24 protein-coding genes and 1 pseudogene are annotated in these 26526 nt (G+C 73.2%); 17 read left to right on the top strand and 8 right to left on the bottom strand.

Features of this window, described 5'->3' with window-relative positions; all coding sequences use genetic code 11:
- Positions 1–62 precede the first annotated feature (62 nt).
- The gene (locus tag OG309_RS04720) at positions 63–1262 is read right to left on the bottom strand and encodes an IS701 family transposase (protein ID WP_329418447.1); all 1200 of its coding nucleotides are present in this window, start codon (positions 1260–1262) and stop codon (positions 63–65) included.
- 275 nt (positions 1263–1537) lie between these two features.
- Here OG309_RS04720 and OG309_RS04715 point away from each other — a divergent pair, with 275 nt between their 5' ends.
- A complete protein-coding gene (locus OG309_RS04715) occupies positions 1538–2446 on the top strand; it encodes a ScbA/BarX family gamma-butyrolactone biosynthesis protein (protein ID WP_329418446.1) in 909 nt (302 codons plus the stop codon).
- Between the two features lie 114 nt (positions 2447–2560).
- Here the strand turns inward: OG309_RS04715 and OG309_RS04710 are convergent, their stop codons facing one another.
- On the bottom strand, positions 2561–3988 hold the full coding sequence (locus OG309_RS04710) for an MFS transporter (RefSeq protein WP_329428136.1): 1428 nt from the start codon (positions 3986–3988) through the stop codon (positions 2561–2563).
- A gap of 270 nt (positions 3989–4258) precedes the next feature.
- On the opposite strand from OG309_RS04710, the gene OG309_RS04705 reads away from it, so the two are divergent.
- A complete protein-coding gene (locus OG309_RS04705) occupies positions 4259–4885 on the top strand; it encodes a TetR/AcrR family transcriptional regulator (RefSeq protein WP_329418445.1) in 627 nt (208 codons plus the stop codon).
- Between the two features lie 132 nt (positions 4886–5017).
- The gene (locus tag OG309_RS04700; protein WP_402545058.1) at positions 5018–5836 is read left to right on the top strand and encodes an aminotransferase class IV family protein; all 819 of its coding nucleotides are present in this window, start codon (positions 5018–5020) and stop codon (positions 5834–5836) included.
- On the opposite strand, the gene OG309_RS04695 is transcribed toward OG309_RS04700, so the two are convergent.
- On the bottom strand, positions 5806–6576 hold the full coding sequence (locus OG309_RS04695) for a ScbR family autoregulator-binding transcription factor (RefSeq protein WP_329418444.1): 771 nt from the start codon (positions 6574–6576) through the stop codon (positions 5806–5808). The two genes, OG309_RS04700 and OG309_RS04695, sit on opposite strands and share 31 nt — an antisense overlap.
- A gap of 471 nt (positions 6577–7047) precedes the next feature.
- Between OG309_RS04695 and car the strand changes: the two genes are divergently transcribed.
- The 5 genes from car (at position 7048) to OG309_RS04670 (ending at position 13221) form a co-directional block, all read left to right on the top strand.
- Complete coding sequence (gene car, locus OG309_RS04690; RefSeq protein ID WP_443067540.1) at positions 7048–10467, top strand: carboxylic acid reductase; 3420 nt, start codon at positions 7048–7050, stop codon at positions 10465–10467.
- Positions 10464–11246 (top strand): glucose 1-dehydrogenase, encoded by a 783-nt coding sequence (locus OG309_RS04685; protein WP_329418442.1) that lies wholly within the window; start codon positions 10464–10466, stop codon positions 11244–11246. The genes car and OG309_RS04685 overlap by 4 nt, the downstream gene beginning before the upstream one ends.
- A 141-nt stretch (positions 11247–11387) precedes the next feature.
- On the top strand, positions 11388–12029 hold the full coding sequence (locus tag OG309_RS04680) for a ScbR family autoregulator-binding transcription factor (protein WP_329418441.1): 642 nt from the start codon (positions 11388–11390) through the stop codon (positions 12027–12029).
- A 155-nt stretch (positions 12030–12184) separates the two neighbouring features.
- Positions 12185–12568: a VOC family protein gene (locus tag OG309_RS04675; RefSeq protein ID WP_329418440.1), complete on the top strand. Its 384-nt coding sequence runs from the start codon at positions 12185–12187 to the stop codon at positions 12566–12568.
- Between the two features lie 80 nt (positions 12569–12648).
- Positions 12649–13221 carry a hypothetical protein gene (locus OG309_RS04670; protein ID WP_329418439.1) on the top strand — a complete coding sequence of 191 codons (573 nt, stop codon included), beginning with the start codon at positions 12649–12651 and terminating at the stop codon, positions 13219–13221.
- Between the two features lie 317 nt (positions 13222–13538).
- On the opposite strand, the gene OG309_RS04665 is transcribed toward OG309_RS04670, so the two are convergent.
- Positions 13539–14264: a TetR/AcrR family transcriptional regulator gene (locus OG309_RS04665; RefSeq protein WP_329418438.1), complete on the bottom strand. Its 726-nt coding sequence runs from the start codon at positions 14262–14264 to the stop codon at positions 13539–13541.
- A gap of 129 nt (positions 14265–14393) precedes the next feature.
- On the opposite strand from OG309_RS04665, the gene OG309_RS04660 reads away from it, so the two are divergent.
- Complete coding sequence (locus tag OG309_RS04660; RefSeq protein WP_329418437.1) at positions 14394–15626, top strand: saccharopine dehydrogenase family protein; 1233 nt, start codon at positions 14394–14396, stop codon at positions 15624–15626.
- Here OG309_RS04660 and OG309_RS04655 read toward each other — a convergent pair.
- The 3 genes and pseudogenes from OG309_RS04655 to OG309_RS04645 form a co-directional block, all read right to left on the bottom strand.
- Entirely contained in the window at positions 15574–16425 is an 852-nt protein-coding gene (locus tag OG309_RS04655) for a S1 family peptidase (RefSeq protein ID WP_329418436.1), read from the bottom strand. The genes OG309_RS04660 and OG309_RS04655 overlap by 53 nt on opposite strands.
- Before the next feature lie 386 nt (positions 16426–16811).
- A pseudogene (locus tag OG309_RS04650) lies at positions 16812–17814 on the bottom strand (LCP family protein); the annotation flags it as partial.
- Entirely contained in the window at positions 17760–18281 is a 522-nt protein-coding gene (locus tag OG309_RS04645; protein WP_329418435.1) for a hypothetical protein, read from the bottom strand. The pseudogene OG309_RS04650 and the gene OG309_RS04645, both read right to left, overlap by 55 nt.
- Positions 18282–18413: 132 nt before the next feature.
- Between OG309_RS04645 and OG309_RS04640 the strand changes: the two genes are divergently transcribed.
- The 3 genes from OG309_RS04640 (at position 18414) to OG309_RS04630 (ending at position 21827) form a co-directional block, all read left to right on the top strand.
- Positions 18414–19625, top strand: coding sequence for a 4-hydroxybenzoate 3-monooxygenase (locus OG309_RS04640; RefSeq protein WP_443067539.1), 1212 nt, complete (start codon positions 18414–18416; stop codon positions 19623–19625).
- A gap of 148 nt (positions 19626–19773) precedes the next feature.
- On the top strand, positions 19774–21522 hold the full coding sequence (locus tag OG309_RS04635) for a methyltransferase (RefSeq protein WP_329418434.1): 1749 nt from the start codon (positions 19774–19776) through the stop codon (positions 21520–21522).
- Between the two features lie 119 nt (positions 21523–21641).
- Complete coding sequence (locus OG309_RS04630) at positions 21642–21827, top strand: CsbD family protein (protein WP_329418433.1); 186 nt, start codon at positions 21642–21644, stop codon at positions 21825–21827.
- 34 nt (positions 21828–21861) lie between these two features.
- Here OG309_RS04630 and OG309_RS04625 read toward each other — a convergent pair whose 3' ends face one another.
- Positions 21862–22257 carry a hypothetical protein gene (locus OG309_RS04625; protein ID WP_329418432.1) on the bottom strand — a complete coding sequence of 132 codons (396 nt, stop codon included), beginning with the start codon at positions 22255–22257 and terminating at the stop codon, positions 21862–21864.
- Between the two features lie 165 nt (positions 22258–22422).
- On the opposite strand from OG309_RS04625, the gene OG309_RS04620 reads away from it, so the two are divergent.
- From OG309_RS04620 to OG309_RS04600, 5 genes are all read left to right on the top strand, one after another.
- The gene (locus tag OG309_RS04620) at positions 22423–23103 is read left to right on the top strand and encodes a class I SAM-dependent methyltransferase (RefSeq protein WP_329418431.1); all 681 of its coding nucleotides are present in this window, start codon (positions 22423–22425) and stop codon (positions 23101–23103) included.
- Between the two features lie 151 nt (positions 23104–23254).
- Positions 23255–23917, top strand: coding sequence for a hydrolase (locus OG309_RS04615; RefSeq protein ID WP_329418430.1), 663 nt, complete (start codon positions 23255–23257; stop codon positions 23915–23917).
- A 5-nt stretch (positions 23918–23922) separates the two neighbouring features.
- On the top strand, positions 23923–24420 hold the full coding sequence (locus tag OG309_RS04610) for a DoxX family membrane protein (protein WP_329418429.1): 498 nt from the start codon (positions 23923–23925) through the stop codon (positions 24418–24420).
- A 92-nt stretch (positions 24421–24512) separates the two neighbouring features.
- On the top strand, positions 24513–25097 hold the full coding sequence (locus OG309_RS04605; RefSeq protein WP_329418428.1) for a Dps family protein: 585 nt from the start codon (positions 24513–24515) through the stop codon (positions 25095–25097).
- Positions 25097–26521 (top strand): dihydrolipoyl dehydrogenase family protein, encoded by a 1425-nt coding sequence (locus tag OG309_RS04600; protein ID WP_329418427.1) that lies wholly within the window; start codon positions 25097–25099, stop codon positions 26519–26521. Before OG309_RS04605 ends, OG309_RS04600 begins: the two co-directional genes overlap by 1 nt.
- Positions 26522–26526 lie beyond the last annotated feature (5 nt).

Here is a 26526-nt window from a genome sequence, read left to right as displayed (position 1 = left end):
ATCGCGCGGGGGTACGGGGTGAGCCCGGCCTGACAGTAAGGGGCGACCCGGCGGGTGATCCATCACGAGCAGGAGGAGAGTGTCAAGTTACCGAACGGTAGTCCCGTTGATGTGGGTGACATCACCGCCGCCGTCCCGCGCCGCGCCCGGTCGCGGGCGGTCGCGACGGCCAGATGGGCCACCGACGCCAGCGTGATGTGCCGGTGCCAGCCCGGGAACGAGCGCCCGGCGAAGTCCCGTAAGCCGACCTCGTCCGCTATCTCGGCGAAATCCCGCTCCACGACGCCGGGCATCCGGGTGAGCCGCAGGGCGGGGGCGAGCAGCGACGGCGAGAGGTTGGTGAGCCACAGCCGGTGCCCGGCGCGCTCGTCCGGGTGCCACTCGCCCATGAGCGTCATCGCGTCCCGGCCCGACGGTGCCACCACCACCGGGACCGCCGCGGCGGTGGTCCGTCCGTCCCCGGGGTTCACCTGCTGCCGCAGATGGGGCAGCGACTCGGCCAACTCGCCCGCCGTGCGCTGCAGGTCGCCGTACCGGGGCAGCGACGAGCGGTCGAGCCGCATCGGTGCCCCCGGATCGACCCGCACCAGGAACGGCAGCCCCATGGCCCCCAGGGACCGCGCGACCGCGGTGCCGTCCGCTTCCGGCACGTCCACGACCACGGGCAGCCGCACCGTGCATCTGATACCCGCCAGGGCGGCCACGGCCTGGCACACGCACTCCTCGACCGTGCGGGCGACGGCGCCCTCCGGGACGCTCGCCCGCTCGCGCAGCGGGTCGGCCGTCCAGCGGGAGGACAGGCAGAGCTGCCAGTCCACCGGCACCGCCGACCGCTCGGAGGCCAGCCAGGTCCCCACCGCCCGCTGCCCGTTGACCGTCCCCAGCGCGGTGCGCTGGGGGTCGGCGCCGACGGAGTGCGGCCCGGCCTTGGGGATCAGGAGGGAGCGGATCACCCAGGCCTCGGGGGCCAGGGTCCGCTGCGCCTGTCGGGCCAGGGCGTGCCGGATCGGCATCCACTCCCAGGGGGAGGCGGTGATGAAGTGGTGCACGCTCTGCTGCGCCGAGGCGCCGTCGAACTGCGCCGCCAGGCTCCGCAGGGTCTTGCGCCCCGCCACCGACAGCAGTCCGCGGACGTACTGTTCGGCCTTCACCCGCTGCCCGTTGCGGTGCAGCGACCCGAACAGGCGGCGGAAGGACTCCGGATCGAGTCCTGCCGCCGGCCGTCGGGCCGCCCAGCTCCCGTCTTCCCGCAGGTTCCCCATCGCGCGTCGTGACCCCCTGCCCAGAGAAAGAGGACTTCCGTCCGGTTTCTTTATACGACGCGCGTGCGAGACGACCGCACATTTGCGCCAAACGTGACATGGGGTCCGTGATCGGCGGGGCCCGCCCGAGGTCGGTCCTGGTGGGCGAGGGGCGACAACAGGCCCCGCTTTACTGTTGCTTGGGCTTACATTTACCTATGACCAAAATCGAACGTACATCCCGTACTTCAACGGCGCACCGGGTATGCCTGGAGTGCACCGACCCAGGGGGAACCTTGAACGACGTCACCCTCGCCCCGCTCCCACCCGCGTCGCCTTCGTCGGCTCCGCTCACCGCCTACGCGCATCTGCGGCGGGAGGAACACCTGCTCGTGACCGGCTGGGAACGCCGGTCCGACCGGGAGGTCGTACTGGGCGTCAGATGGCCTGCCGTGCAAGGGGAGTTAGCGTACGACCCACGCGTCCTCGCCCAGACCGTCAGACAGGCGGGGCTGGTCGTCGCCCACGCCGTGCACGACGTCCCGCTGACGCACCAGACCATGCTCAGCACCCTCGACCTCGCGATAGCCCCCGGCCTGCGCGTGCCCCGCGGTCAGACCTCGTCCCTGGCCGTCCACGTCACCGTGCGCGGTGCCGGTGCCGGTGCCGGTGCCGGTGCCGGACGGCGCGGCACGAGCGCCCTCCACATGACCTTCCGCGTCCTGTGCGGCGGCGACCAGGTGGCGGGCGCCGAGAGCCAGTTCACCTGGATCTCGGAGCGGGTGTACGCGCGGGTCCGCGGCGCCCGGCGGGACCTGCCGTGGGGAGCCTGGGAGGTCCCGCCGCCCGTGGACGCCGGGCTCGTCGGCCGGGCCGCGCCGGGGGAGGTGGTGCTGGCCGCCGGGGACCGTCCCCACCGCTGGCTGCTGCGCAACGACCCGGGGGACCGGCTGCTCTTCGACCACCCCGTCGATCACGTGCCCGGCCTCGCCCTGCTGGAGGCCGCCGACCAGGCGGCACGAGCCCTGCGGGCGCCCGCCCCCTTCGAGCCCACCGCGATCGAAGCCTCCTACCGGCGGTACGTCGAGTTCGACCGGCCCTGCTGGATCACGGCCGATCCGCTGCCGGAGCCCGGGGCGGTGCGGGTCGTCGGGACGCAGGAGGGGGAGACCGCGTTCCGCGTCGACTTCCGTTCGGGGGGCTGATCCCGTACGGGCGGACCGAGATCCGCGGGGCGCCCGGCACGCACGACACGGCCCTGCGTTCCGCCCCCCTCGGGAGGGGCCGGTCCGCAGGGCCGGGAGTGTCCGTACGTCGGGTTACGGGGTGGCCGCCAGCGAGCCGGTCTCGGTCTCGGCCCCGTCGTGGTCGCCCTTGCCCTCCTTCGGGATCCACCGCAGGGCGAGGACGCCGAGCGCGAGGCAGAGCAGGCTCGCCACGCCGACCGCCACGTGCAGACCGCTGAGGAAGGCGTCCTCCGCCTTCGCGATGACGGCGGGGGACAGGCCCGGGGTGTCCAGGGTCTCGTCGAGGGTGCCCGCGACGTCCGGGCCGAACAGCCGGAAGCAGACCGCCGCCAGGGAGCCGAGCAGGGAGATTCCCAGCGCGTTGCCCAGCTCGTTGCTGGTCTCGGCGAGCGACGCGGCCGATCCCGCACGCTCGGGCGGCACCGCCGCGACGGCGTAGTCGGCGACCAGGCTGAAGGAGAGGCCGTAGCCGACGCCGGCGATGATCGTGGAGGCGATGAACGCCGCCACGCCGTGCTCGGTGGTCGTCGCCAGGAGAAGCAGCAGGCCCACACCCATGAAGAAGTGGGAGGCGATGAGCGCCGACCGGGTGCCGATGCGGTCGGCGATGCTGCTCGTCTTGATGCACACGACGGTCAGGACCGCGGCGCCCGGCAGGGCCAGCAGGGCCGCCGAGAGGACGCTGTAGCCGAGGACCGACTGCAGGTAGACGCCGCTGAGGTAGCCGGCGGCGGCCCAGGCGACCAGCGTCATCAGACCGGTGAGGATCGCCACGGTGAACACGCGGTCCTTGAAGAGCCGCAGGTCGAGCAGCGGGTGCTCCAGGCCGAACTGGCGGCGCACGAACCACACCAGGAGGGCGACGCCGACGACGCCGACGACGGCCTGCACGGAGGAGAAGCCCTCCGCGGCGGCGCTCTTGACCGAGTAGACGGTCAGCAGGATGCCGAGGGCGGACAGGACGACGCTGAGCGCGTCGACCCGGCCCGGGTTGGAGGTGCGGACCTCGCGCAGCAGCACGGGCGCGAAGGCGAGGAAGAGCACGACGACCGGGAGGTTGATCAGGAAGACCGAACCCCACTCGAAGCGGCTGAGGAGCAGTCCGCCGATGACCGGGCCGGCGGCGAATCCGGCGGCGAAGGTCGCGGCGAAGATGCCGATGGCCTGGGAGCGCTGCTTGGGGTCGTGGAACAGGTTGCTGATGATGGCGAGGCCGGCGGGGAGCAGGGTGGCGCCGCCGAGGCCCATCAGCGCGCGGCAGGCGATGAGCATCTCCGGGTTCGGCGCGAACGCGGCGCCCGCGGAGCCGAGGCCGAAGACGACGGCGCCGGTCAGCAGGAACTTGAGCCGGCCGTAGCGGTCGCCGAGGTTGCCGAAGGCGATGAGCAGGGACGAGACCACGAAGCCGTAGATGTCCAGGATCCACAGTGCCTGGTCGGTACTGGGTGTGATCGCGGACGTGATGCTCGGCATCGCGAGGTAGAGGACGGAGCCGTCCATCGCGACGAGTGCGACCGGGCCGAGCACGATGACGAGGCCCAGCCAGGCCCGTCGGTCGGCACGCTCCGCGACTAATTCAGGGGAAGTCACGGGGGCAACCTTTCAGGAGAAGGTGCGAGAAGTTCCGAACCGCTGCATACGGCGTACGCGATAGGCCGGCGCGCGTCGTGGGCGAGCGGTGTGCGTACATCGTACGCGAATTTCGTGCGTACGTCGTACGCAAGCTGCTGGGTATAATAACGCATGGCCATCAAGACACAAGGCAGGCAAGTGAGTTCACCGAGCCTGTCGCGGGGTGCGATCGTGGCGGCCGCGGTCCGCATCGCCGACGCCGAGGGCATCGCCGCGATCTCGATGCGACGCCTGGCGACCGAGCTCGACTCGGGCGTCATGTCGCTCTACCGGCACGTGGCGAACAAGGACGCGCTGCTCACCCTGATCACCCAGGCGGCGTGCGACGAGCACCCCTACCCCGAGCCCGCGCCGCCGGACTGGCGCGAGGCGATGCGGCTCGCCGCCCGGCTCGACTGGGAGGTGTACTGCAGGCACCCCTGGGCGCTGGTGACCTCCAGCTCCGCCCGGCACTTCTCGGACACCTCCTGCCTCGACTGGATGGTGGACGCCCTCACGGACCTCACCGACGACCCCGACCTGGCGCGGACCTGCTCCATCGCCCTGTGGTCGTACGTGCAGGGGGTGTGCATCCAGCACGTGGCCCAGCAGCTGCTCCCCGGCGGCGACAAGCCCGAGCAGTCCCCGCTGAGGGCGACCGAGGAGGACTTCGAGACGGGGCTGGAGATCTTCCTCGACGGGATGGAGCTGCGGGCCGCCCGCGCCGGGGCCGGCCGCGAGGAGCCCGCTCTCGCGCGGACCTTCTCGGCCGCCACCCCGTCCTGACGGCACGCCACCGCCCCGTCCTGACGGCGCGCCACCGCCCCGGCCGGATCCGGCCCGCGCACCGGCCGGGCGACGGCTCCCGGCGAGCGTGAAAGCCGGTGTCCGCCCGGGCGTCGCGTCGTTGGGCACGACATGACGACCACTCAGTCGAACTCCACGATGACCAGGCGCAACGACCAGGAAGCAGAGGCTCCGGATCTCGCGCCGCTCGCCTTCGCCGGATACGCCCACTTCACCGCGGCACAGGTGCGCGACGGCCGGATCCGCGGCCTCGACCTGCATCTCGCGCGCCTGCGGCACGGCTCGCTCGAACTCTTCGGACGGGCCCTGACCGACGACCGGGTAGGGGGCCTGCTGCGCGCCGCCCTGGCGGACGCACCCGCCGATCTCTCGCTGACCGCCACGGTCTACCTGCCGTCCGGCGAGTTCACCGTGGCCGCGCCCGACGAGGAACCCGAGCTCCTGATCCGTACCGCACCCGCCGCCACCGGCCCCGAGGGCCCGCTGTCGCTCGCGGTGGTGGAGCACGAGCGGTTCCTGCCGTCCGTGAAGCACGTCGGCGAACCGGCCAAGACCTTCTTCCTGCGGCAGGCCACCGACCAGGGCCACGACGACGTCGCCTTCGTCGACCGCCGGGGCCGGCTGAGCGAGGCGTCCATCTGGAACCTGGCCTTCTGGGACGGCGCCGCCGTGGTGTGGCCGAAGGCCGCGATGCTGGACGGCGTCACCATGGGCATCGTCCGCCGGCAGCTGGACCGGCTCGACATCGCCCAGCGGACCGAGGAGATCACCCCCGCCGACCTGCCGGAACTCGCGGGCGCGGCCGTCATGAACTCGTGGACGCCGGGCGTCGCCGTCCACCGCGTCGGCGCCGTGCCGCTGCCCGAGGCCCCGGCCTTCATGGAGCTGCTGCACCGGGCCTACCAGGCCGAGCCGCTCATCTCCCTGTAGGGGACACCACACAGCTCCGCGTCGGTCATCGGGCCGCAGGAGTGCGGCAGCGGCCGCCCGTCGGGCCGCCGGTGCGCCGCCGGTGACTCGCCGCCCGGGCGGGTTCCGCCGCCCGGCGCGCCCGGCCCGTCCGGCCGTCCGCCCGCCGCCTCGATCCGCCCGCGCACGGCATCGGAGGCCAGCTGCGGCAGCACCAGCCGCCAGAACGGGGTCACCGACTGCGCGGGCCGGGCGCGGGCCGGGTCGCGCTCCAGCCCCTCCACCCCCGCCATCACCGCCGTGATGGCCGAAACGGCGTCGTCGAGGTCCACCCCCGGCGCCAGACTGCCCTGCCGCCGGGCGAGACGGAGCACGCCCCGGACCCACTCCCGCCAGTGCTGCCAGGGGCTGGCCCCGCCCTGCCAGCCCGGATCGTGCGCCAGGCCGAAACCCGCCCGGAGCACCAGGTCGCCGGCGACCCGCTGCGCGAGCGCGTGCGAGGTGTCCACGAGCAGCTGGAGCGGAGCCGGATGCCACGCCGGGACCTGCCCGGTGACGCACAGCAGGATCTCGGCCGCGGCCGACTGGACCGCCTCGCCGAGCGCCTGCTTGTTCCGGAAATGGAAGTGCAGCGCGCCCTGGCTGACTTGGGCCCGGGAACAGATCTGTCCGACGGAGGACCCCGCGAATCCGCCCCGGTCGAAGACCTCGGCGGCGGAGCGGATCAATTGGCGGCGGGTTTTTGCGGCACGATCCTGCATGACGATGCGCACTCCGGGAGAAGAAGGGGAGCGGTGAGCGAAAAGGGATCCGCGCGCGCTGTGCCGGGCACCCCGAGGGGGCACCCGGTCGCGCCGGATTCAGAGGCGCACTTCCCGTGCGCCGCTCCACTCTTACCACGCCGACAAAGGAGAGGTACCGACGGTCGGCCACACCGGCCCGGGACCTGACAGATAGTCGGCCGATTCTCCGGAAGCCCGTTCGGGTGTGCATAGCATCGAGTGACGGACTGGACGGCGCGGCGCCCTTGGGGCGTGCCTGACAATTCGCGCCGGATCAGGCCGGGGCGCTTTGTCGGACACCACCCGACGAGACGTCCCCGAGACCGCGGGTATTCCCGGCGGAATACCGACGCGTGCCCGCCGCCCGTCCGATTCCCCCTTCCCTGAAGTCGGCCCAATCACGTGACGCGGAGAACCAGAATGCGACTTGCGCAAGTGGTGGCATCTGTCATGCAGAGCCACGCGGACCGGCCCGCCATCGGCGAGCGCGTCAAGGAATTCGCGAAGGACGCCGAGACGGGACGGGTCTCGGTCCGGCTGCTGCCCCGCTACGAGACCACCACCTACAGCGAGCTGTGGGCGCGGGTCCGCGCCGTGGCGAGCGCGTGGCACCACGACCGGGACCGCCCGCTGGCCCCCGGCGAGCGGGTCGCCCTGCTCGGCTTCACCAGCCGCGACTACACGACCATCGACCTCGCCTGCATCCATCTCGGTGCCGTCTCGGTCCCGCTGCAGACCAGCTCCGCCCCCGCGCAGCTGGGCGCGATCGTGGCGGAGACGGAGCCGTTCACGATCGCCGCCAGCCTGGAGCGGCTCTCCGTCGCGGTGGGCCTGGTGAGCGCGAGCACGTCCGTGCGGCGCCTCGTCGTCTTCGACTTCCACCCCGAGGTCGACGCCCACCGCGAGGCGCTCGCCGCGGCCCGCGAGCAGCTGGCCGAGACCCGGCCCGACGTGACCGTGGACGTCCTGTCCGAGCTCGTCGAGCGCGGCACCGCCCTGCCCGAGGCCCCGCTGTTCACCGCGGCCGACGGCGAGGACCCGCTCGCCATGCTCATCTACACCTCCGGGAGCACCGGCACGCCGAAGGGCGCCATGTACACCGAGCGCCTGGCCGGCGCCATGTGGGGCGGCGCCTGGTCGAAGCTGTTCGACGAGACGTACGCGGTCACCTTCCACTACGCGCCGATGAGCCACGTGGCCGGGCACTCCTCGCTGAAGGCCACCATGGCGCGCGGCGGCACCAGCTACTTCACGGCCAGCAGCGACCTGTCGACCTTCTTCGAGGACGTCGCCCTGGCCCGGCCCACCGAACTCTCCCTGGTGCCCCGCGTCTGCGAGATGCTCCACCAGCGCTTCCGCGGCGACGTCGACCGGCGCACGGCCGCCGGCGTCGACCGCGAGACGGCCGAGGCCGAGGTGCGGGCCCACCTCAGGGAGAACGTCCTGGGCGGCCGGGTCACCTGGGCGAGCAGCAGCTCCGCCCCGCTCTCCGCCGAACTGACCGCGTTCACCGAGTCCCTGCTGGGCCTCGAACTGCACAACGTCTACGGTTCCACCGAGGCCGCCGGCGTCTCCGTCGACGGCGTGCTGCTGCGCCCGCCGGTCCGCGACTACAAGCTGGCCGACGTGCCCGAACTGGGCTACTTCCGCACCGACTCGCCCCACCCGCGCGGCGAACTCCTGCTGAAGACCGACGTCATCATCCCCGGCTACTACAAGCAGCCCGAGCTCACCGCCGAACTCCTCGACGAGGACGGCTACTACCGGACCGGCGACATCGCCGCCGAACTCGGCCCGGACCGGATCGCCATCGTGGACCGCCGCAAGAGCGTCCTGAAGCTGTCCCAGGGCGAGTTCGTCGCCACGGCCCGGCTGGAGGCCGTCTTCGCGGCCAGTCCGCTCGTGCGCCAGATCTTCGTCTACGGCAACAGCGAGCGCTCCTACCTCCTCGCCGTGGTCGTCCCCACCCCCGAGGCGCTGACCGAACACGGCTCCGACGAGCGGGCGTTGAAACAGCGCATCGCCGAGGCGTTCCAGGAGCTCGCCAAGGAGGCCGGGCTCAACTCGTACGAGATCCCCCGCGACGTCCTCGTCGAGACCGAACCCTTCAGCCAGGCCAACGGCCTGCTCTCGGACCACCGCAAGCTGCTCTGGCCCCGCCTGGTCGAGCGGTACGGCGCACGCCTCGAAGAGCTCTACGCCGACACCGCCGCCCGCGAGGACGCCGAACTCGCCGACATCCGCGCCGCCGGCGCCGACCGGCCGGTCCTCGAAACCGTGCAGCGCGCCGTCCGGGCCCTGATCGCCGGCTCACTGGCCGAGGTCGACCCGAGCGCGCACTTCCGAGACCTGGGCGGCGACTCGCTGACCGCCGTGCAGTTCTCCAACCTGCTCCAGGACACGTTCGGCGTCCGGGTGCCGGTGGACCTGCTCATCAGCCCCGCGTACGACCTGCGGCACCTGGCCGAGCACATCGAGGCCCGCCGCGGAGCCACCACCGAGCGCCCCACGTTCGCCTCCGTGCACGGCGAGGGCAGCACCGAGGTCTTCGCCAAGGACCTCACCCTGGACGCGTTCCTCGACGCGCGGACCCTCGGCGACGCCCGCGCCCTGCCCCGCTTCGAGGGGGAGCCGCGCACCGTGCTCCTGACCGGGGCGAGCGGCTATCTCGGGCGCTTCCTCGCCCTCGCATGGCTGGAGAAGCTGGCCCCCGTCGGCGGGCGCCTCATCGCCCTGGTCCGCGGCAAGGACGCCGCCGCGGCCCGGGCCCGCCTCGACGCGGCCTTCGACAGCGGCGATCCGGCGCTCCTGCGCACGTACGCCGAACTCGCCGAGGGGCACCTGGAGGTGGTGGCCGGCGACATGGCCGACCCGCGCCTCGGCCTGGACGAGGAGACCTGGGACCGGCTCGCCGACGAGGTCGACGTCATCGTGCACGCCGGCGCCCTCGTCAACCACGTCCTGCCCTACCCGCACCTGTTCGAGGCGAACGTCGTCGGCACCGCCGAACTGGTCCAGCTGGCCCTCACCCGCCGGATGAAGCCGTTCACCTACATCTCCAGCGTCGCCGTCGCCACCGCGCGCCCCGGCGAGCCCGCCCTCGACGAGTACACCGACGTCCGCGCCGCCCTGCCGGTGATGGAGGTCGACGGCGGCTACGCGGGCGGCTACGCGACCAGCAAGTGGGCCGGCGAGGTCCTGCTGCGCGAGGCCCACGACCTGTGCGGGCTGCCCGTCACCACCTTCCGCTCCAACATGATCCTCGCCCACAGCCGGTACGGCGGACAGCTCAACGTCCCCGACATGTTCAGCCGCCTGCTGTTCAGCGTGCTCGCCACCGGGATCGCCCCGCGCAGCTTCTACCGCGCGGACGGCGAGCGGGCCCACTACGACGGCCTGCCCGTCGACTTCACCGCCGCGGCCGTCGTCGCCCTGGGCGGGCGCACGGGCCGGCCGACCGCACCGCAGTACCGCACCTTCAGCCTGGTGAACCCCAACGACGACGGCGTCTCCCTCGACCGGATCGTCGACTGGCTGGCGGAGGACGGACACCGCATCGAGCGGGTCGACGACCACGCGGACTGGTACGTGCGCTTCGAGGCGGCGATCCGCGCCCTCCCCGAAGCGCAGCGGCAGTACACGGCGCTGCAGATCCTGCACGGCTTCCGGGAGCCCGAGGAGTCGGTGCCCGGCTCGGTCATCCCCTCCGACCGGTTCCGCGCCGTCGTCCGCGCCGGCCGCGTCGACGGCCACGAGGACATACCGAGCCTCGGCCGGGCCCTCGTCGCGAAGTACGCGAGGGACCTGAAGGACCTCATGGGACAGAAGGGACTGACGGGCACCCCGGCCGGGGTAGGCACACGGGCATGACACCTCCGAACCACACGCACAGCGACCTCCTCGCCGGGAAGGTCGTCCTCGTCACCGGCGCGAGCAGCGGCATCGGTGCCGCCGCCGCCCGCGTCTTCACCCAGGAGGGCGCGACGGTGGTCCTCGCCGCGCGCCGGGAGGAACGCCTGGCGGAACTCGTCGAGGAGATACGGGCCAAGGGCGCCGAGGCCGCGTACGTCGTCTGCGACGTCACCCGGGCCGAGGACGCCGCGCGGGCCGTGGAGTACGCCGAGACCCGGTACGGGCGCCTCGACGGGGCCTTCAACAACGCGGGCGTCGGCGGCGACCGCACCCCGCTCCACCTGATGCCCGACGACGTCTACGACACGGTCATGGACGTCAACGTGCGCGGCATCTGGAACTGCCTGCGCCCCGAGATCGGCGCCATGCTCCGGCACGGCGGCGGCGCGATCGTCAACAACAGCAGCGTGGCCGGCCTGGTGGCCATCCCGGCCGCCGCGCCCTACATCGCGGCCAAGCACGCCGTCGTCGGCCTCACCAGGGCGGCGGCGGACGAGTACGCGCAGCAGGGCGTCCGGGTCAACGCCGTCGCGCCGGGCACCACCCGCAGCGAGATCACCGAGGACTGGTTCCGGCGCAACCCCGGGCTCGAACGGACCGTCAACTCCATGACCCCGCAGGGCCGTACGGCCGCACCCGAGGAGATCGCCGCGGCGGCGGCCTGGCTCCTCAGCGACCGCTGCCCGTTCCTCACCGGCACGGTGCTGCCGGTGGACGGCGGCTTCGTCAACCAGTGAGACGAACCGCCGCCGGGACGCGGAACCGGAGGAACCCCCGCCGCCGGCTCCGCGTCCCTCCACGGGCACGTACGAATACTGTGCGAACGCTTGATAACATACCGAGCCTTTGTCAGCGGAGACTCCGAGGGGGGCGGCCGAGTGGCGCGGCAGGAGCGGGCGATCCGCACGCGTGAGTCCATCCTCGAATCCATGGCGAGCCTCTTCATCGAAGTCGGCTACGAGGCCGCCACCATCGCCGCTCTCGTCGAGCGCACCGGCCTCACCAGGGGCGCCCTGTACTTCCACTTCCCCACCAAGGAATCGATGGCCCACGGCGTGCTCGCGCGCGCCGTCACCCGGGAGGGAATCCTTCCGCAGACGTACAAGCTCCAGGAATGGGTCGACCTGGGCCTCCTCCTCGCCCACCGGCTGCCCCGCGAGCCGATGCTCCGCGCCGCCGTCCAGCTCTCCGTCGACCCCAAGGCCCGCACCCTCTTCGGCACCCGCTGGCCGGACTGGATCGACCTGGGCCAGGACCTCCTCGTCGAGGCCAAGGCACGCGGCGAACTCCTCCCGCACGCCGTCCCCGCCGAGATCGCCCGCCTTGCCGTCGGCGCCTGGACGGGCGTCCAACTGGTCACCGAGGCACTCCCGGAGGACCGCGAGCTCTCCGAGGAGATCGCCCGCCTCTACCAGCTGATCCTCCCCAACATCGCCAGCATCGGCGTCCTCGCCAAACTGGACACCTCGCCGTACCGGGCGGAACGGCTGCTGGACTCCGCGGGAGAGCTCGCGCTCTGAAGCCCCGCCCGGTGGCCCGCCGACCTCCGCGCCGAGGGCGGCCAGGGCCATGGCGAAGCACCACGGGCCGAAGAGCCCCTCCCCGAGCCGGGGGAGGGACCCTTGCCCGTACCCCCAGGTGGCGTCCGGCGGCGCTGTCGGGGAGGCTGGCCCGCATGGTTTCGATAGTGCAGAACGTGGCGATCGACTGCGCGGACGCCTATGGGCTGGCCCGCTTCTGGAGCACGGTGACCGGCTGCCCGCTGGATCCGGACGCCCGCCCCGGCGACCGGGAGACGCAGGTGACGCTGGGGGACGGGCCGGTCCTCTACTTCAACCAGGTGCCCGAGCCCAAGACGACGAAGAACCGGATCCACCTCTGCCTGCGCCCGGAGACCACGCGCGACCACGAGGTGGAGTGGCTGCTGGGCCTCGGCGCCACCTTCGTCGGCGACCACCGCAAGCCCGACGGCACCGGCTGGGCGGTCCTCGCCGACCCCGAGGGCAACGAGTTCTGCGTCCTGCGCAGCGCGTCCGACCGGGCGGCGCCCCCGCGTTGACCGCTTGTCTACCGGGGCGCGGCAGCATCCCCGTCGACGGCGGCCGGACGGACCGGGCCCGCCAGGACGGAGAAGGACACATGGCCGACTACGAGCCCGTGCCCAGCACGTGGGACCACATGAACTCCGGGATGGGGCTGGCCCCCGGCCGGCGCATCTCGTCCGAGCTGATGACCCTCAGCGCGGGACTGGCGTACAAGCACGTCACGCACACCCTGGCCTACCAGAACGACGGCAACCTGGTGCTGTACCGCATCACCTCGTACGGCGCCCCCGATGTGGGCGGAGGGGCGCCCGACTTCGGCATCATCCTCGACGAGCTGATCGAGGGCACCATGAGCGGCGACCTCCAGGAGGGCAGGCTCTCCGACGGATCCGTCGGCGACGACATCGTCGAGGCGGTCTGGTCCACCGGCACCAACGGACGCAGCGCCGGCGCCGCCGTCATGCAGCCCGACGGCAACTTCGTCGTGTACGACGCCGCCGACCAGGCCGTATGGTCCACCGGCACCGGCCCGGAGCACGCCGGCGAGTACGTCTGGCTCCGCGTCCAGCGCGACGGCAACGTGGTCCTCTACAAGGGCCACGCCCCCGGCGAGGACGCGAGCCAGTGGGTGTCGGTCTGGGCGACCGGCACCAACATGCCCGACTGACCCGAAGGCCGGGCGCCGCCGGGGGTGTGGCAGCCCGGATGCGCCAACCTCGGCGCTGATCGCGTGACCGGGGATCCCGAAAGGGGCTGCGAGGAGGCGCAGTTGACGCAGCTCGAAGATCAAGTCCCCTTCGTGGTGCGGTGGGACACGGAAGACACCGAACGCGCGGCCCGGGCGCCCGGAGCGCGGCGGGCGCCTCGCGCCCAAGGCCGCGCACCGGAACGTCGAGTCACGTCTGGGGAACGTCAGGCTCGTCATGTCCCAACGGCTCCGGCATCCCGCTCCGTAGGGAGCCGGACCGTCTGCCTCCCGGACCGTCACCCTCCGCCTGCCCCCACCCCTCGCACCCCGTCCCATCGCGCCTCCGCGCGCTCCAGGAGGGTGTCCAGGAGGACCGGGTAGGCGCTGTCGTTCATCCGGTCCGCCAGGAGGTGGGCCGTGGCGGCGATGTGGGGGTGGGTGGCGGCGGGGAGGCGGGCGTACGTGGAGGACCACATGTCCTCGTCCGCCGCTCTGGCCTCGTCCTTGATGGTCAGCGCGCCCGCGTCCAGGGCGGCGAACGCCAGGGCCAGGTCGATGAAGGCGTGGTAGAGGCCGACCGCGTCCGCGTCGCCGAAGCCCGCCTCGCGCAGGATGCCGAGGACCGTCTCGTCCAACGCGATCTCGCGCGGGCGGCCGGTGACACGGCTGGCCGTGAGCAGGGCGGCCTGCGGGTGGGCCAGGTAGGAGGCGTGGATGGCCAGGCCCAGGGCGCGCAGGTCGGGACGCCACGCACCGGTGGGTGTCCAGCTGTCCAGGGCGTGCCCCATGAGGGCCTCGCCGATGGCCCGGGTCAGGTCGTCCAGGCCGGAGAAGTAGCGGTAGAGCGTGCTCGGGTCCGCGCCGAGGGCGCTGCCCAGACGGCGCGCGGTCAGCCCGGCGGCGCCGTGCTCGCGGAGCATCCGCAGCGCGGTCGCGACGATCAGCTCCTCCGACAGGACCGTGCCCTGTCGCGTCGGGCGCCGGCGGCGGCGTTCCGCCTCGGGGACCACCTTCTTGGGCACCGCGCCACCCCCTGCCTCTCCCCGGAGTCCCTTATGCCAACGCCGTAGACTTTAACAGTGGGCCTCGTGTTCCATCGGGGCGTTCCCCGGCGACACCCGCCGGGGGCGTTGAAGGAACAGGTGTGTGACATGCGCGTACTTCTCGTGGGTGCGGGCGGCGTCGGAACCGCCGTCACCCGGATCGCGGCCCGCCGGGACTTCCTGGCCCACATGGTGGTCGCCGACTACGACCTGGCCCGAGCCGAGGCGGCCGTCGCCGCGCAGACGGACCGGGCGGACCGTTTCAGCGCCCGCCGCCTGGACGCCTCCGACGAGGCCGCGGTGCGGCGCCTCCTCGTCGAGGAGCGCTGTGACGTGCTGCTCAACGCGACGGACCCGCGGTTCGTGATGCCGCTCTTCCGCGCGGCCCTCGCCGCGGGCGCCCACTACCTGGACATGGCCATGTCGCTGTCCGTGCCGCACGCGACCGCCCCGCACGAGGAGTGCGGGGTGAAGCTGGGCGACGAGCAGTTCGCCCGGGCCGGGGAGTGGGAGCGGGCGGGCCGTCTCGCGCTCGTCGGCATGGGGGTCGAGCCGGGGCTCTCGGACGTCTTCGCCCGGTACGCCGCCGACGAGCTCTTCGACGAGATCGAGGAGATCGGCGTCCGCGACGGCGCGAACCTCACCGTCGAGGGGTACGACTTCGCGCCCTCGTTCAGCATCTGGACCACCATCGAGGAGTGCCTCAACCCGCCCGTCGTGTACGAGAAGGACCGCGGCTGGTTCACCACGGCGCCGTTCAGCGAGCCCGAGGTCTTCGACTTCCCCGAGGGCATCGGCCCGGTCGAGTGCGTGAACGTCGAGCACGAGGAGGTGCTCCTGATCCCGCGCTGGGTGGACGCGCGGCGCGTCACCTTCAAGTACGGGCTCGGCGACGACTTCATCGCCAAGCTGAAGACCCTGCACGAGCTGGGTCTCGACGCCACGGCCGGGGTCACCGTGCCCGGCCCCGACGGACCGGTCCGGGTCTCGCCGCGCGACGTCGTCGCGGCCTGCCTGCCCGACCCCGCCACGCTGGGCGACCGCATGAAGGGCAAGACCTGCGCCGGCACCTGGGTCAAGGGCACGAAGGACGGTGCCGCCCGCGAGGTGTACCTGTACCACGTCGTCGACAACGAGTGGTCGATGCGCGAGTACGGCTCGCAGGCCGTGGTCTGGCAGACGGCCGTCAACCCCGTCATCGCCCTGGAACTCCTCGCGACCGGCGCCTGGAAGGGCAGCGGCGTCCTCGGGCCCGAGGCCCTGCCGCCGCGGCCCTTCCTCGACCTGCTCAACGCGTACGGGACTCCGTGGGGGCAGCGTGAGGAGCACGGTCGCTCATGAGGGTCCGCCGGATCCACGGCGCGTAGGCGGGCGCGCTGGTGTACAGGCCCGGCCCTGCCGAGCACGGCACCCCGGGAGCCCCGGGTCCGGAGGTGACGCCGATGAGTTCCCAGCGCCCGTCCCGGCCCTTCTGCACCTGCGGCCCGCCGGAGTCCCCGAAGCACGCCATGGCCTCCGGCACGCGGCTGATCGTGCACAGCCGGGTGCGGTCCGCGTAGCCCGGGGCGCACTCGGACAGGGCGCCCCGGCGGGTGTCCAGCTCCTGGAGCCGGTCCGGGAAGGCGAATTCGGTGTCGACGGTGGTGCCGAAGCCCATGATCCGCGTCGGGGTCCCGGGCTTCCCCGCCTGCCGTGCGATCCGTACGGGCCGCTCGGTGACCGGGCGGTCGAGCCGGACCAGCGCGATGTCGTCGCGGTTGAAGGTGGTGCCTTCGCCGGGGACGTAGCCGGGGTGGATGACCGTGCGGTCGATCTTCCGGACGGTGCCGCCGGACTTCCGGTGGTCGCTGCCGATCCTGACGATGCCCTCCAGCTCCAGCCCGTCCCCCCGCAGACAGTGGGCGGCCGTCAGCACCCACTGGGGGTCGATGAGCGTGGCCCCGCAGTTGCCCTCGTGGAGCCCGTGCTTCGGGGCGGACTCGGGAATGCTGGCCATGAACGGGTAACTCTGGCTGGAGTCCTTGCCGTTGACGATCGCAGCGGCGTTCCCGGCCATGAGGGTGGCGCAGGTCGCGACGGCGAGGGCACCGGCGACGGCGATGCGGGTGGTACGGCGGTGCGGGGGCTTCAGGCTGAACAAGGAGGGTCCTTCTGCTCGCGGATGCGTCCGGTGGGTCCGACTGGGTCCGACTGGGTCCGACTGGGTCCGACTGGGTCCGACGTGTCCGACGCGCCGGGGAGGCCCCGGTCGTGTCCGACGCCTTCAGCCTGCCCGCACGTGATCGCCCGTCCCATCCGGGCAGCAGGCCGGAGCGGGGTGGGGACAGCCCCCGGTCCGGGGCGGAGTGCCTGGGTCTCCTTCGTCGACGACCCCGAAGCGGTGACCGGGGCGGCGTGACGGTCGGCGGGCTCATCCGTACGAGAGGTCGGAGCAGGGGGCGTCGTCGGCGGACCGGGTGTGCTCGTCGGATCCGGCGCCGGGTGTGGCGGGGGTGCGGGACCCTCCGCCCGTGGGCGTGGGGCCGGTGTGGGGGCCGTCGAGGGGGCGGTCGGCCCGCAGGGCAGCCCAGAGGGCGTCCGCGTCGGGGTGGACGATCGCGACCCGTTCCCCCTGGTAGCGCCAGGGGAGCGTGACGAACTTCGTGTCGTGGAGGTCGATGTCCTTCAACGACATCGCGAACGAGACCAGCTTGTCGGCGGAGCCGAGGCCCGGGTCCACGGTCAGGGAACGGGTCGCCGCGTTCGCGAGCGGCAGCAGCCTGGTCGGGGTGAGCCCGTCGCTCCTGACCTTCTTGAGCAGGGCGGCCAGGAAGGCCTGCTGACGCTTGATGCGGCCTATGTCGGAGCCGTCGCCGATCCCGTGGCGCAGCCGCACGTAGTCCAGCGCCTTCTGTCCGGAGACGGTCTGCTCGCCCTTGGCGAAGATCCGCTCGCCCCGCGTCGTGCGGTGCGGGTCGAGGTCCCGCTGGTACACGTCGGCGGGCAGGCACACCCGTACCCCGTCGACGGCCTCGGTCAGCGCGGCGAAGCCCTTGAAGTCGACGACGACGGTGTGGTCGACGCGCAGCCCGGTCAGCCGCTCGACGGTGTTCTGCGTGCAGGCCGGGTTTCCCTCGGCGGTCTGGCCCACGGCGAACGCGGAGTTGAACATCCCGCCCCCGCGCGGCCGGGTCCAGGTGCCGTCGGGGAGCCGGCAGGGCGGGATGTCCACGAGGGTGTCGCGGGGGAAGGACACGACGACGGCGTGCTGGTGGTCCGCGTACACGTGGAGGAGGAAGGCCGTGTCGGAGCGGCCGATGTCGTGCTCGTCCCCGCCGCCCAGCTCGTCGTTGCCGCCGGTGCGCGCGTCCGAACCGATGACCAGCACGTTCTGTCCCCAGGGGGACGCGGGGGGCCGGTTGTCGGAGAGCCCGTCCGCGCCGAAGGTGACGATGTCGCCGCTCACCTTGAGGTAGCCCCAGCCCAGCCCCGCGGTCACGAGGACCAGCAGCGCCAGTGCCGTCTTCGGAAGTCGTCCGCTCCGCGCCATGTGCGTGCCTCATTCGTCCGAGCCCGAACGAAAGGACGACGCACGTCGTCCGACGGTTGCACGGCTGTGCGAACCGGCAGGTCGAGGAGTCCCTGAGGCCATTCGTTGACGAGGACCGGCACGGAGAGCACCGCGGCCGCGGGCGTCCCGCCCAGGTCCCTCGCGCAGACCGAGAAGTCGATGCCCGCGCCCGCCGCCCGCCGTTCGTGCCGGCCGCCCTTCTCGCCCTCGGTCACCAGCGCCGGCCGGTCGCTGTCCTTCTCCACGGCGTACGTGGCGACGGCGCCGTAGTTCGGCAGCCGCTCCTTGTTCAGCTTGCCCGTCGCGCCGTAGCAGCGCTCGCGGGCGGCGGTGACATGGGTACGGCCCATGCTGTCGCCGAGCAGGTAGACGACCTTGCGTATCTCCTGGCGCCGCTCCTCGTGCCGCGGCGCGGAGTTGGCGGTGACGGCGACGCCGGCGGTCACCGCACCGGTCCCGGAATCACCCCCCAGCCCCCGGCGTCCTCGCCGGTCCGGAAGAATCCTTTTATCATGCTGTGGGGCATTCAGGTGAATCCTGACGATCTTGGTACTTCCGGGTGCCTAAGATCCCTCGTTGTGACAGACAGTCCGTACGCCCGGTCCGCCCACGACTCGGCCGACGTGGTGATCCTCGGAGCCGGCCCCGCCGGGCTCGTCCTGGGAAACCTCCTCCTCCGCGCCGGCATCGACTGCGCCGTCCTGGAACGGTCCGGCCGCGACGACGTGCAGAACCGGGCGCGGGCGGGCTTCCTCGCCGCGAACACCGTGCGGATCCTCGCCCGCAACGGCCTGGACGAAGGGCTGCGCCGGAACGGACAGGAGCACGGCGTCTGCGAGTTCCGCACCGACGACGGCCGCTTCCGCCTCGACTACGGACGGCTCGGCAGCGGCGATCCGCACACCGTCTACCCCCAACACGAGCTGGTCGCCGACCTGTTGGCGCGGTTCCTCGACGCCGGAGGGCGGATCCGCTTCGACACCGAGGCGGTCGCCGTGTCCGGTGCCGACGGTCCGACGCCCTCGGTGACCGTACGGGAGGCCGACGGGCGCACCGGACGCTGGCGGGCCCGGTACGTCGCCGCCTGCGACGGGCGGCACGGCGCCGGGCGGCGATCGGTCCCGACCGGCGCGGTCCGCCGCTACCACCGCGACCACGGAGTGTCCTGGCTGGGCCTGCTCGCCGAGGCGCCCCCGAGCCTGGACGCCGTGGGCTACGCCCTCCACCCGCGCGGCTATGCCGGACACATGGCCCGATCGGCCGAGATCACCCGTTACTACCTGCAGTGCCCGCGGGACGCCCGGGCCGACGCCTGGAGCGACGAACGCGTCTGGGACGAACTCGACGTGCGCATGCGCGCGCCCGAGTACGGCCCCCTGGTGCGCGGCCGCCTCGTCCGACGCTCCGTCGTCGACCTCGCCTCCGACGTCCTCGAACCCCTGCGCCACGGTGCGCTGTTCCTGGTGGGCGACGCGGCCGCGCTGATCAGCCCGTCGGCCGCCAAGGGCGCCAACCTCGCGGTGCTGGAGGCCGAGATCCTGGGCCAGGCCCTGGCCGCCGCCCTGCGCCGGGGCGACCGGGCGGCGCTCGACGGCTACTCGGACCGGTGTCTGGCGCACATCTGGCGTGCGCAGGAGTTCTCGCACTGGATGATCGGCCTCCTGCACGAGCCCCCGGGCCCCGAGGGCGCCTCGCCCTTCGAGGCGCGTCTGCGCCGGTCCCGGATCAGGGCGCTGCGCGACTCGCCGACCCAGCAGGACTGGTTCGCCGAGAACTACGTGGGGATCTGACAGACCCTCACCTCCCTTTATCGGTCCGCCCTTTCCTCCCTCCCCGGGGCCAGCCCGGGTTTCCAGACACGGACAGGCAATGCACTCCAGGCTTCCCCTCACCATGCCCGCGCACCCGCCCATGACCGCCGCCACGCACCCACCCACGATGACTGCGAACGCAGTGAACGCAGTGAACGCCGCGAACGCGACGAACACCGTCGACGACGCCGACAGGCTCGGCGCCACGGCCGCGTTCGTGCGGGAACAGGACACCGGCGTCCTCCTCTCCCGCGTGCTCCCCGGCCTCCACGGTCCCGAACTGCGGGCGTTGACGGAGCGGTGCGCCTTCGCGCACGCCGCCGTGCTCGTCTTCCCGCCCGACGAGGGCACCCTGCGGGCGCAGTTGAGCGCGTGCGGGCTGGCCGCGGACGTGTCGGCGCAGCCCAGCGTCGTCGTCCGGGACCGCCTCGCCGCGCGCCACCACCGCAACGCCGCGGATCTCGACGTAAGGATTCTCCGGCCGACGGTCCACGGCCCGGCGGGCGAGCGCCGCGCGGTCGAGGTGTTCGCGCTGACCGTGGCACCGGGCTCCGGGCTGCACGGGATCGCCGCCGACGAGCGCCGTCCGGACCGCGAGGCGCACCTCGCCTTCGACGTCGAACGGCCCGACCCGCTGGTGCTGCGCGGGCTGCTCGCCGGCTTCGCACGGCATGGCGCGGTCGCCGACGGCGGCGGCTACAACCCGCACGAGGACGGCACCGTGTTCTACTTCACGGCCCCCGCCGACACGAGGACGGAGTACCGCCGCGTGGAGCTGTACGCGCGGGGCGACCACCGTGACGTACTGGCCGAGCACCTCGGCCGCCCCCTCACCGAGGGGTCCGCGCGGCCGTCCGGTGATCCGGAGGCGGCGGAGGCGCTCCTGCGGATGCTGACGGGCGCCTGGACCACCCAGGCCCTCGCGGCGTGCGCGCGGCTGCGGCTGCCGGAGGCCATGCACCGCCGCACCGGGGCCGGTGTCCCGGAGCTGGCCCGCGCCGTCGACGCCCACCCGGAGAGCCTGGCGACGCTGCTGCGGTACCTCGCCATGCTGGGCGTGGTCGCCGAGGGCCCGGACGGATTCCGCCTCACCGGCGTCGGCGCCCTGCTGGCGGCCGAGGCCCCGGGATCGATGCGGCCCCTGGCGCTGATGTACGGCGGGCCCTTCTACCAGTCCTTCGCCCACCTGACCCACACGGTGCGCAGCGGCGAACCCGCCTTCGACCACTTCTACGGCGAGAACCACTTCGACCACTTCGCGGCCGACCCCGAACTCGCCGCCCTCTTCGACCGGTCCATGGTGTCGAGCGCCCCCCTCTTCGATCCGCTGCCCGCCCACCCCGTCCTCGCCACCGCGGCGGCCGCCCCCGGCCGTCCCCGCACCGTCGTCGACATCGCGGGCGGCACCGGGGAGCTCCTCGGCCGCATCCTCACCGCGCACCCCACCCTGCGCGGCGTCCTCCTGGAGCGCCCCCAGGTCCTCGCGGCGGCCCGCACCCAGCTCGGCGCCACCGAGGCGGGGGAGCGGTGCGCCTATCGCGCGGGCGACTTCGCGGACGTGCCCCCGGAGGGCGACGTGTACGTCCTCTCCCGCGTCCTGCACGACTGGGACGACGCCCGCTGCCGCGACATCCTGCGCGCCTGCGCCGAGGCCATGCCGCGGGACGCGGACCTCCTCGTGATCGAACGCCTCCTGCCGGCCGACGGCGGCTCCTCGCTCGCCACGGCGTGGGACCTCCACATGATGTGCAACACCGGCGGCCGCGAGCGCACCGCCGACCACTACGCCCGCCTGTTCGAGGACTGCGGACTCGCCCTCGTCGGGCACACCCCGCTCGCCCTGGGCGCCCACACCCTCCACGCCCGCAGGGCCTGACACGGCGCGGCGGGGCCCGGCGGAACACCCTCCAGGCCCCGACGGCCGCCGACGAGCACCCGGGGGCGCCCCCGCCTACCGTGGAGGGTGGGAGTCGACCCACCGGAGGGACCGCTGTCATGAGTGGCGCCGTGGACAAGGCCAAGGGCAGGCTCAAGGAGCTCACCGGGAAGATCACCGGTCATGAGCGCCTGGAGGCCGAAGGCAGGACGGACCAGGCGAGAGCCAAGATCCGCGAGAAGGCGCAGAGCGTCCGACGCCGCGCCGAGGGCGTCATGGACTCCTTCCGGCACGACCGCTCGTGACGGGGCGGCCCGCGGGTCCGCCCCGCCCCACGCCTTAGGAAGCGAAGAACTCCTCGGGCGCGTCGTCCAGGACGAACCCGTTGTCGAGGCGGACGCGGACCGTGACGCGCAGGCGCTGCCGTCGGTAGGCGGTCCACGCGGGTTCCAGGGCGGCGACCTGGTCGTCGAGCTGGGACCTGCTGGCCGGTGGCATCTGGTGCCCGAAGGAGTCCAGCAGCGACTTCAGGCGCAGGTACTCGGCGACCTCGTGGCTCTGCTCCTTGTCGTGCGCGTCGACGCGTTCGACGGTGCCCTCGGTGCCCGCCGCCAGGGCCAGCGAGGCGCCGCCGAGGCCGGGCTCCTCGGGGGTCTCCCGGTCCGCCGGGGCCACCGACCCGTTCAGCACCAGCTCCGTCGCCAGCCGGACCCGCTGGCCCACGTTCAGCTTCATCGCACCTTCGTCTTCCTCGTCGGGCGGGACCAGGATCATCCCATCCGGACGGGAGCCCGTGCCCCGGCGCCCGCACGCCGCCCGCGTTGAGGTGGGGCTCGTGGCGGGTAGGCCCGCTCGTGGTGCGCACCCCATGGACGCACCCCACGACGGAAGGGGCACGGAATGGACCACGACGGTACGCGGCGGGGGCGGCCGGTGTCGGCGGCGGAGCTGTTCGACGGGCTGGGGATCGCCTACGAGCGGGCCTTCGTCCGGCTGCCGGCCCAGCTGCGGGCGGTCGAGTGGCTCACCGCACGGCTGGGCACGGGGGCCAGGGTCCTCGACGTCGGCAGCGGCACCGGACGCCCGGTGGCGGACCTCCTGGTGCGGGCCGGCTGTGAGGTGACCGGCATCGACGTGTCCGGCGAGATGGTCGGGCTCGCGCGCTCCCAGGTGCCGGGGGCCCGGTTCGAGCAGTGCGACGTGCGTGCCTTCGAGGCACCGGAGGGCGGCTTCGACGCCGTGTGCGCGTTCTTCCCGCTGCTGATGATGAGCCGGGCCGAGGCGGCCGCCGCCCTGAAGCGCATGGCCGGCTGGCTGGCCCCGGGCGGCTTCCTGGTGACGGCGACCGTTCCCGCGGACGTGGAGGACGTCGAGATCGTCTGGATGGAGCGGACCGTCCGGGTCTCCAGCTTCGCGCCCGAGGAGTACCTGCGCCTCCAGCGGGAGGACTGCGGCCTCGACGTGCTCCACGACGAGGTGACGGTCTTCGCCCCGGACGACGACCGCGCGGCCCCCGAGGAACACCTCTTCACCTACGCCCGACGCCCGCTCCACCGCGCGGACGCGGCGTCGGCGGGCTGACCGGATGACGGCCCGGGGCGGCTGTGCGCTGTCGTGCCAACTGCTGGGCGCGGGAGGTCAAACCGCCCGGCCCGGCCGCTCGTAGCTTCGAGGGGTGCCGGGCCGCCGAGGCGGCGGGCACGACAGTGATCGCCTCGACAAAGGACCCCTCATGCTCGACCTCGACACGGTGCAGGCCGCCCCCAGCGCGGACCTGCTCACCCCCGACAACGCCGTCATGCTCTTCGTCGACCACCAGCCGCAGATGTTCTTCGGTACCGGCAGCGGCGACCGTACGGCGATCATCAACAGCACCGTGGGCCTCGCCAAGGCGGCCCGCGCCTTCGACGTGCCGGCCGTCCTGACCACGGTCGCCGCCGAGTCGTTCTCCGGCCCCCTGCTGCCGCAGCTCGCCGAGGTGTTCCCGAAGAACGAGATCATCGACCGCACCAGCATGAACGCCTGGGAGGACGAGGCGCTCGTCGCGGCGGTCAAGGCGACCGGCCGCAAGAAGATCGTCCTCGCGGGCCTGTGGACCGAGGTCTGCCTCGTGCTGCCCGCCCTCTCCGCTCTGGAGCAGGGGTACGAGGTGTACGTCGTGACCGACGCCTCCGGCGGCGTCACCCCGGCCGCACACGAGCACGCGCTGCAGCGCATGCTCGCCGCCGGCGCGGTCCCCGTCACCTGGGTCCAGGTCCTCCTGGAGCTGCAGCGCGACTGGGCCCGCCAGGAGACGTACGGCGCCGTCATGGAGATCGTCAAGGCCCACGCCGGCGCGTACGGCCTGGGCGTCGTCTACGCGCAGAGCGTCATCGGCGCGCACGCGGCCGGCTGACCCCGGTGGACACCGGCATTCTGATCCTGCGTCTGCTGGTGGGACTGCTCGTCGCCGGCCACGGTGTGCAGAAGATCAGCTCGCACCTGGGCGGCAGGGGACTCGAAGGCGGCACCGAGGAGTTCCGCGCCGACGGCTTCCGCGGCGGTGCCCTCACCGCCCTGGCGGCGGGCGGCGGCCAGATCGGCTCCGGCCTGCTGCTCGCCGCGGGCCTCCTGACCCCGCTCGCCGCGACCGGCGTCATCGGCGTCATGACGGTGGCCCTCACCGTGAAACGGCCCCACGGGCTCTGGGTGCAGAACGACGGGTACGAGTACCCGCTCGTCCTCATCGGCACCGCCGCCGCCCTGGCCGCCACCGGCCCCGGCGCCTGGTCCCTCGACGCGGCCCTCGGCCTCACGCCGTACCCGCTCGGGTGGGCGCCCCTCGCGCTCGCGGCCGGGCTCGGCAGCGGACTCCTCACCCGGCTCGTCCTGCACCGCCCCGCCGCACCGGGGCGCTGAGCACGAGCCGCACCGACCGGGTCCGGCCGCCCGCGTACCCCCGACCGGGCGGCCGGGCCCTCCCTCCTTCCCCCTCCGACAGGAAGTCATCGATGGACACCACCGTCACGGCCGCCACGCACGGCGGCGGCCAGCCGCTGCTGCACCAGAAGGGCGCCGAGACCCAGGCGTTCGGCACGCTCAAGCAGCTGCCGATCGGCCTCGGCCACGACACCCGCATGTACGGCTGTCAGCGCCTGAACCGCGTCCTCGCCGACACGCAGATCCTCTACTCGCTCTACAAGAAGCACCACTGGCTCATGCGCGGGGCGACCTTCTACTCGCTCCACCTGATGCTCGACAAGCACGCCGAAGCCCAACTCGGCATCGTGGACGCGCTCGCGGAGCGGGTCCAGAGTCTCGGCGGCGTCGCCGTCGGGGACCCGCGCCACGTCGCCGAGCTGACCTCGGTCCCCCGCCCGCCCGACGGCGTCGAGCCGGTCCCCGTCATGCTGTCGCGGCTCCTCGACGCGCACGAGCGGATCCTGATCGACGCCCGCGACGCCGCCGCCCGGCTCTCCCACGAGGGCGACGAGGGCAGCGCCGACCTGCTCGTCTCCGAGGTGATCCGCACCGGCGAGGCGCAGGTGTGGTTCCTCGCCGAGCACCTCGTCGACACCCCGCTGGTGCACGGCTGATGGACACGTACGACGTCGTCGTGGTCGGCGGCGGGCCGGGTGGCGAGGTCGTCGCCGACCGCGCCGTCCGGTCGGGGCTGACCGCCGTCGTCGTCGAGGCCGAGGCCGTCGGCGGCGAGTGCTCCTACCGCGCGTGCGTCCCGAGCAAGGCCCTGCTGCGGCCCGGGGCCGCCCTGGCCGCGGCCCGCGCCGTCGACGGGGCCCGGCAGGCGGTCACCGCACCCGTCGACCCGGCGCACGCCCTGGCCCGCCGTGACCGCTTCACCGGGCGCGGCGACGACACCGGCCAGGCCGACTGGCTCGACGGCGCGGGCATCGCGCTCGTCCGGGGCCACGGACGGCTCGCCGGTGAGCGCCGGGTGGAGGTGACCGGGGCCGATGGCACCCTGCGTACCCTCCTCGCCCGGTACGCGGTCGTGGTGTGCACCGGCACGCAAGCCGCCCTGCCGCCGGTCGAGGGCATCGACGGCATCGGCGTGTGGACCAGCCGCCAGGCCACCACCGCCGACGCGGTGCCCGACCGGCTCGTCGTCATCGGAGGGGGAGCGGTGGCCTGCGAGATGGCCACGGCATGGCGCTCGCTCGGCTCCTCCGTCACGATGCTCGTCCGCGACCGGGCCCTGCTGACCGGCTGGGAGCCGTGCGCCGGAGAAGAGGTCGCCCGGGGGCTCGGCGCCCTGGGGGTCACGATCCGCTTCGGGGTCTCGGCCCTGCGCGTCGCCCGCGACGCGGCCACCCGCACCGTGACCGTCGACACCGACGACGGCGCCGTCCTCCACTGCGACGAGCTCCTCGCCGCCGTCGGCCGGCGGCCGCGCACCGCGGACCTCGGCCTGGACTCCGTCGGGCTGCCGGCGGGCGGCCGGCTGCCGGTCGACGACACCTGCCGGGTCACCACCGTCGAGGGCGACTGGCTCTACGCCGTCGGCGACGTGAACCAGCGCGCTCCGCTGACCCACATGGCCAAGTACCAGGCCCGCGCCTGTGCGGCGGCGATCGCCGAGCGCGCCGCGGGCCGCCCGGCCACCACCGGCGGCCGGCAGGCGTGGAGCGCGGAAGCCGACCGGGTCGCCGTCCCGCAGGCCGTCTTCACCCACCCCGAGGTCGCGTCCGTCGGTCTCACCGAACGCGCGGCGCGCGCGGCGGGGCTCGCCGTACGCGTGGTGGAGTACCGCGTCGACGACGTCGCCGGGGCCGCGCTCCACGCCGACGACTTCCGGGGCCTCGCCAAGCTGGTCGTCGACGAGTCCCGGGGCCTCGTCGTCGGCTGCACGCTCACCGGCCCCCTGGCGACCGAACTCATCCACACGGCCACCGTCGTCATCGTCGGCGAGGTCCCGCTGGAACGCCTGCGGCACGCCGTGCCCGCCTTCCCGACCGTGAGCGAGGTCTGGCTCCGGCTGCTGGAGGCGTACGGCCTCTGAGCCCG

It is taken from the genome of Streptomyces sp. NBC_01268 (assembly GCF_036240795.1).
Classification (GTDB): domain Bacteria; phylum Actinomycetota; class Actinomycetes; order Streptomycetales; family Streptomycetaceae; genus Streptomyces.
Note: the sequence above shows the minus strand (reverse complement) of the source record. Positions and strands in the feature narration are given on the sequence as shown.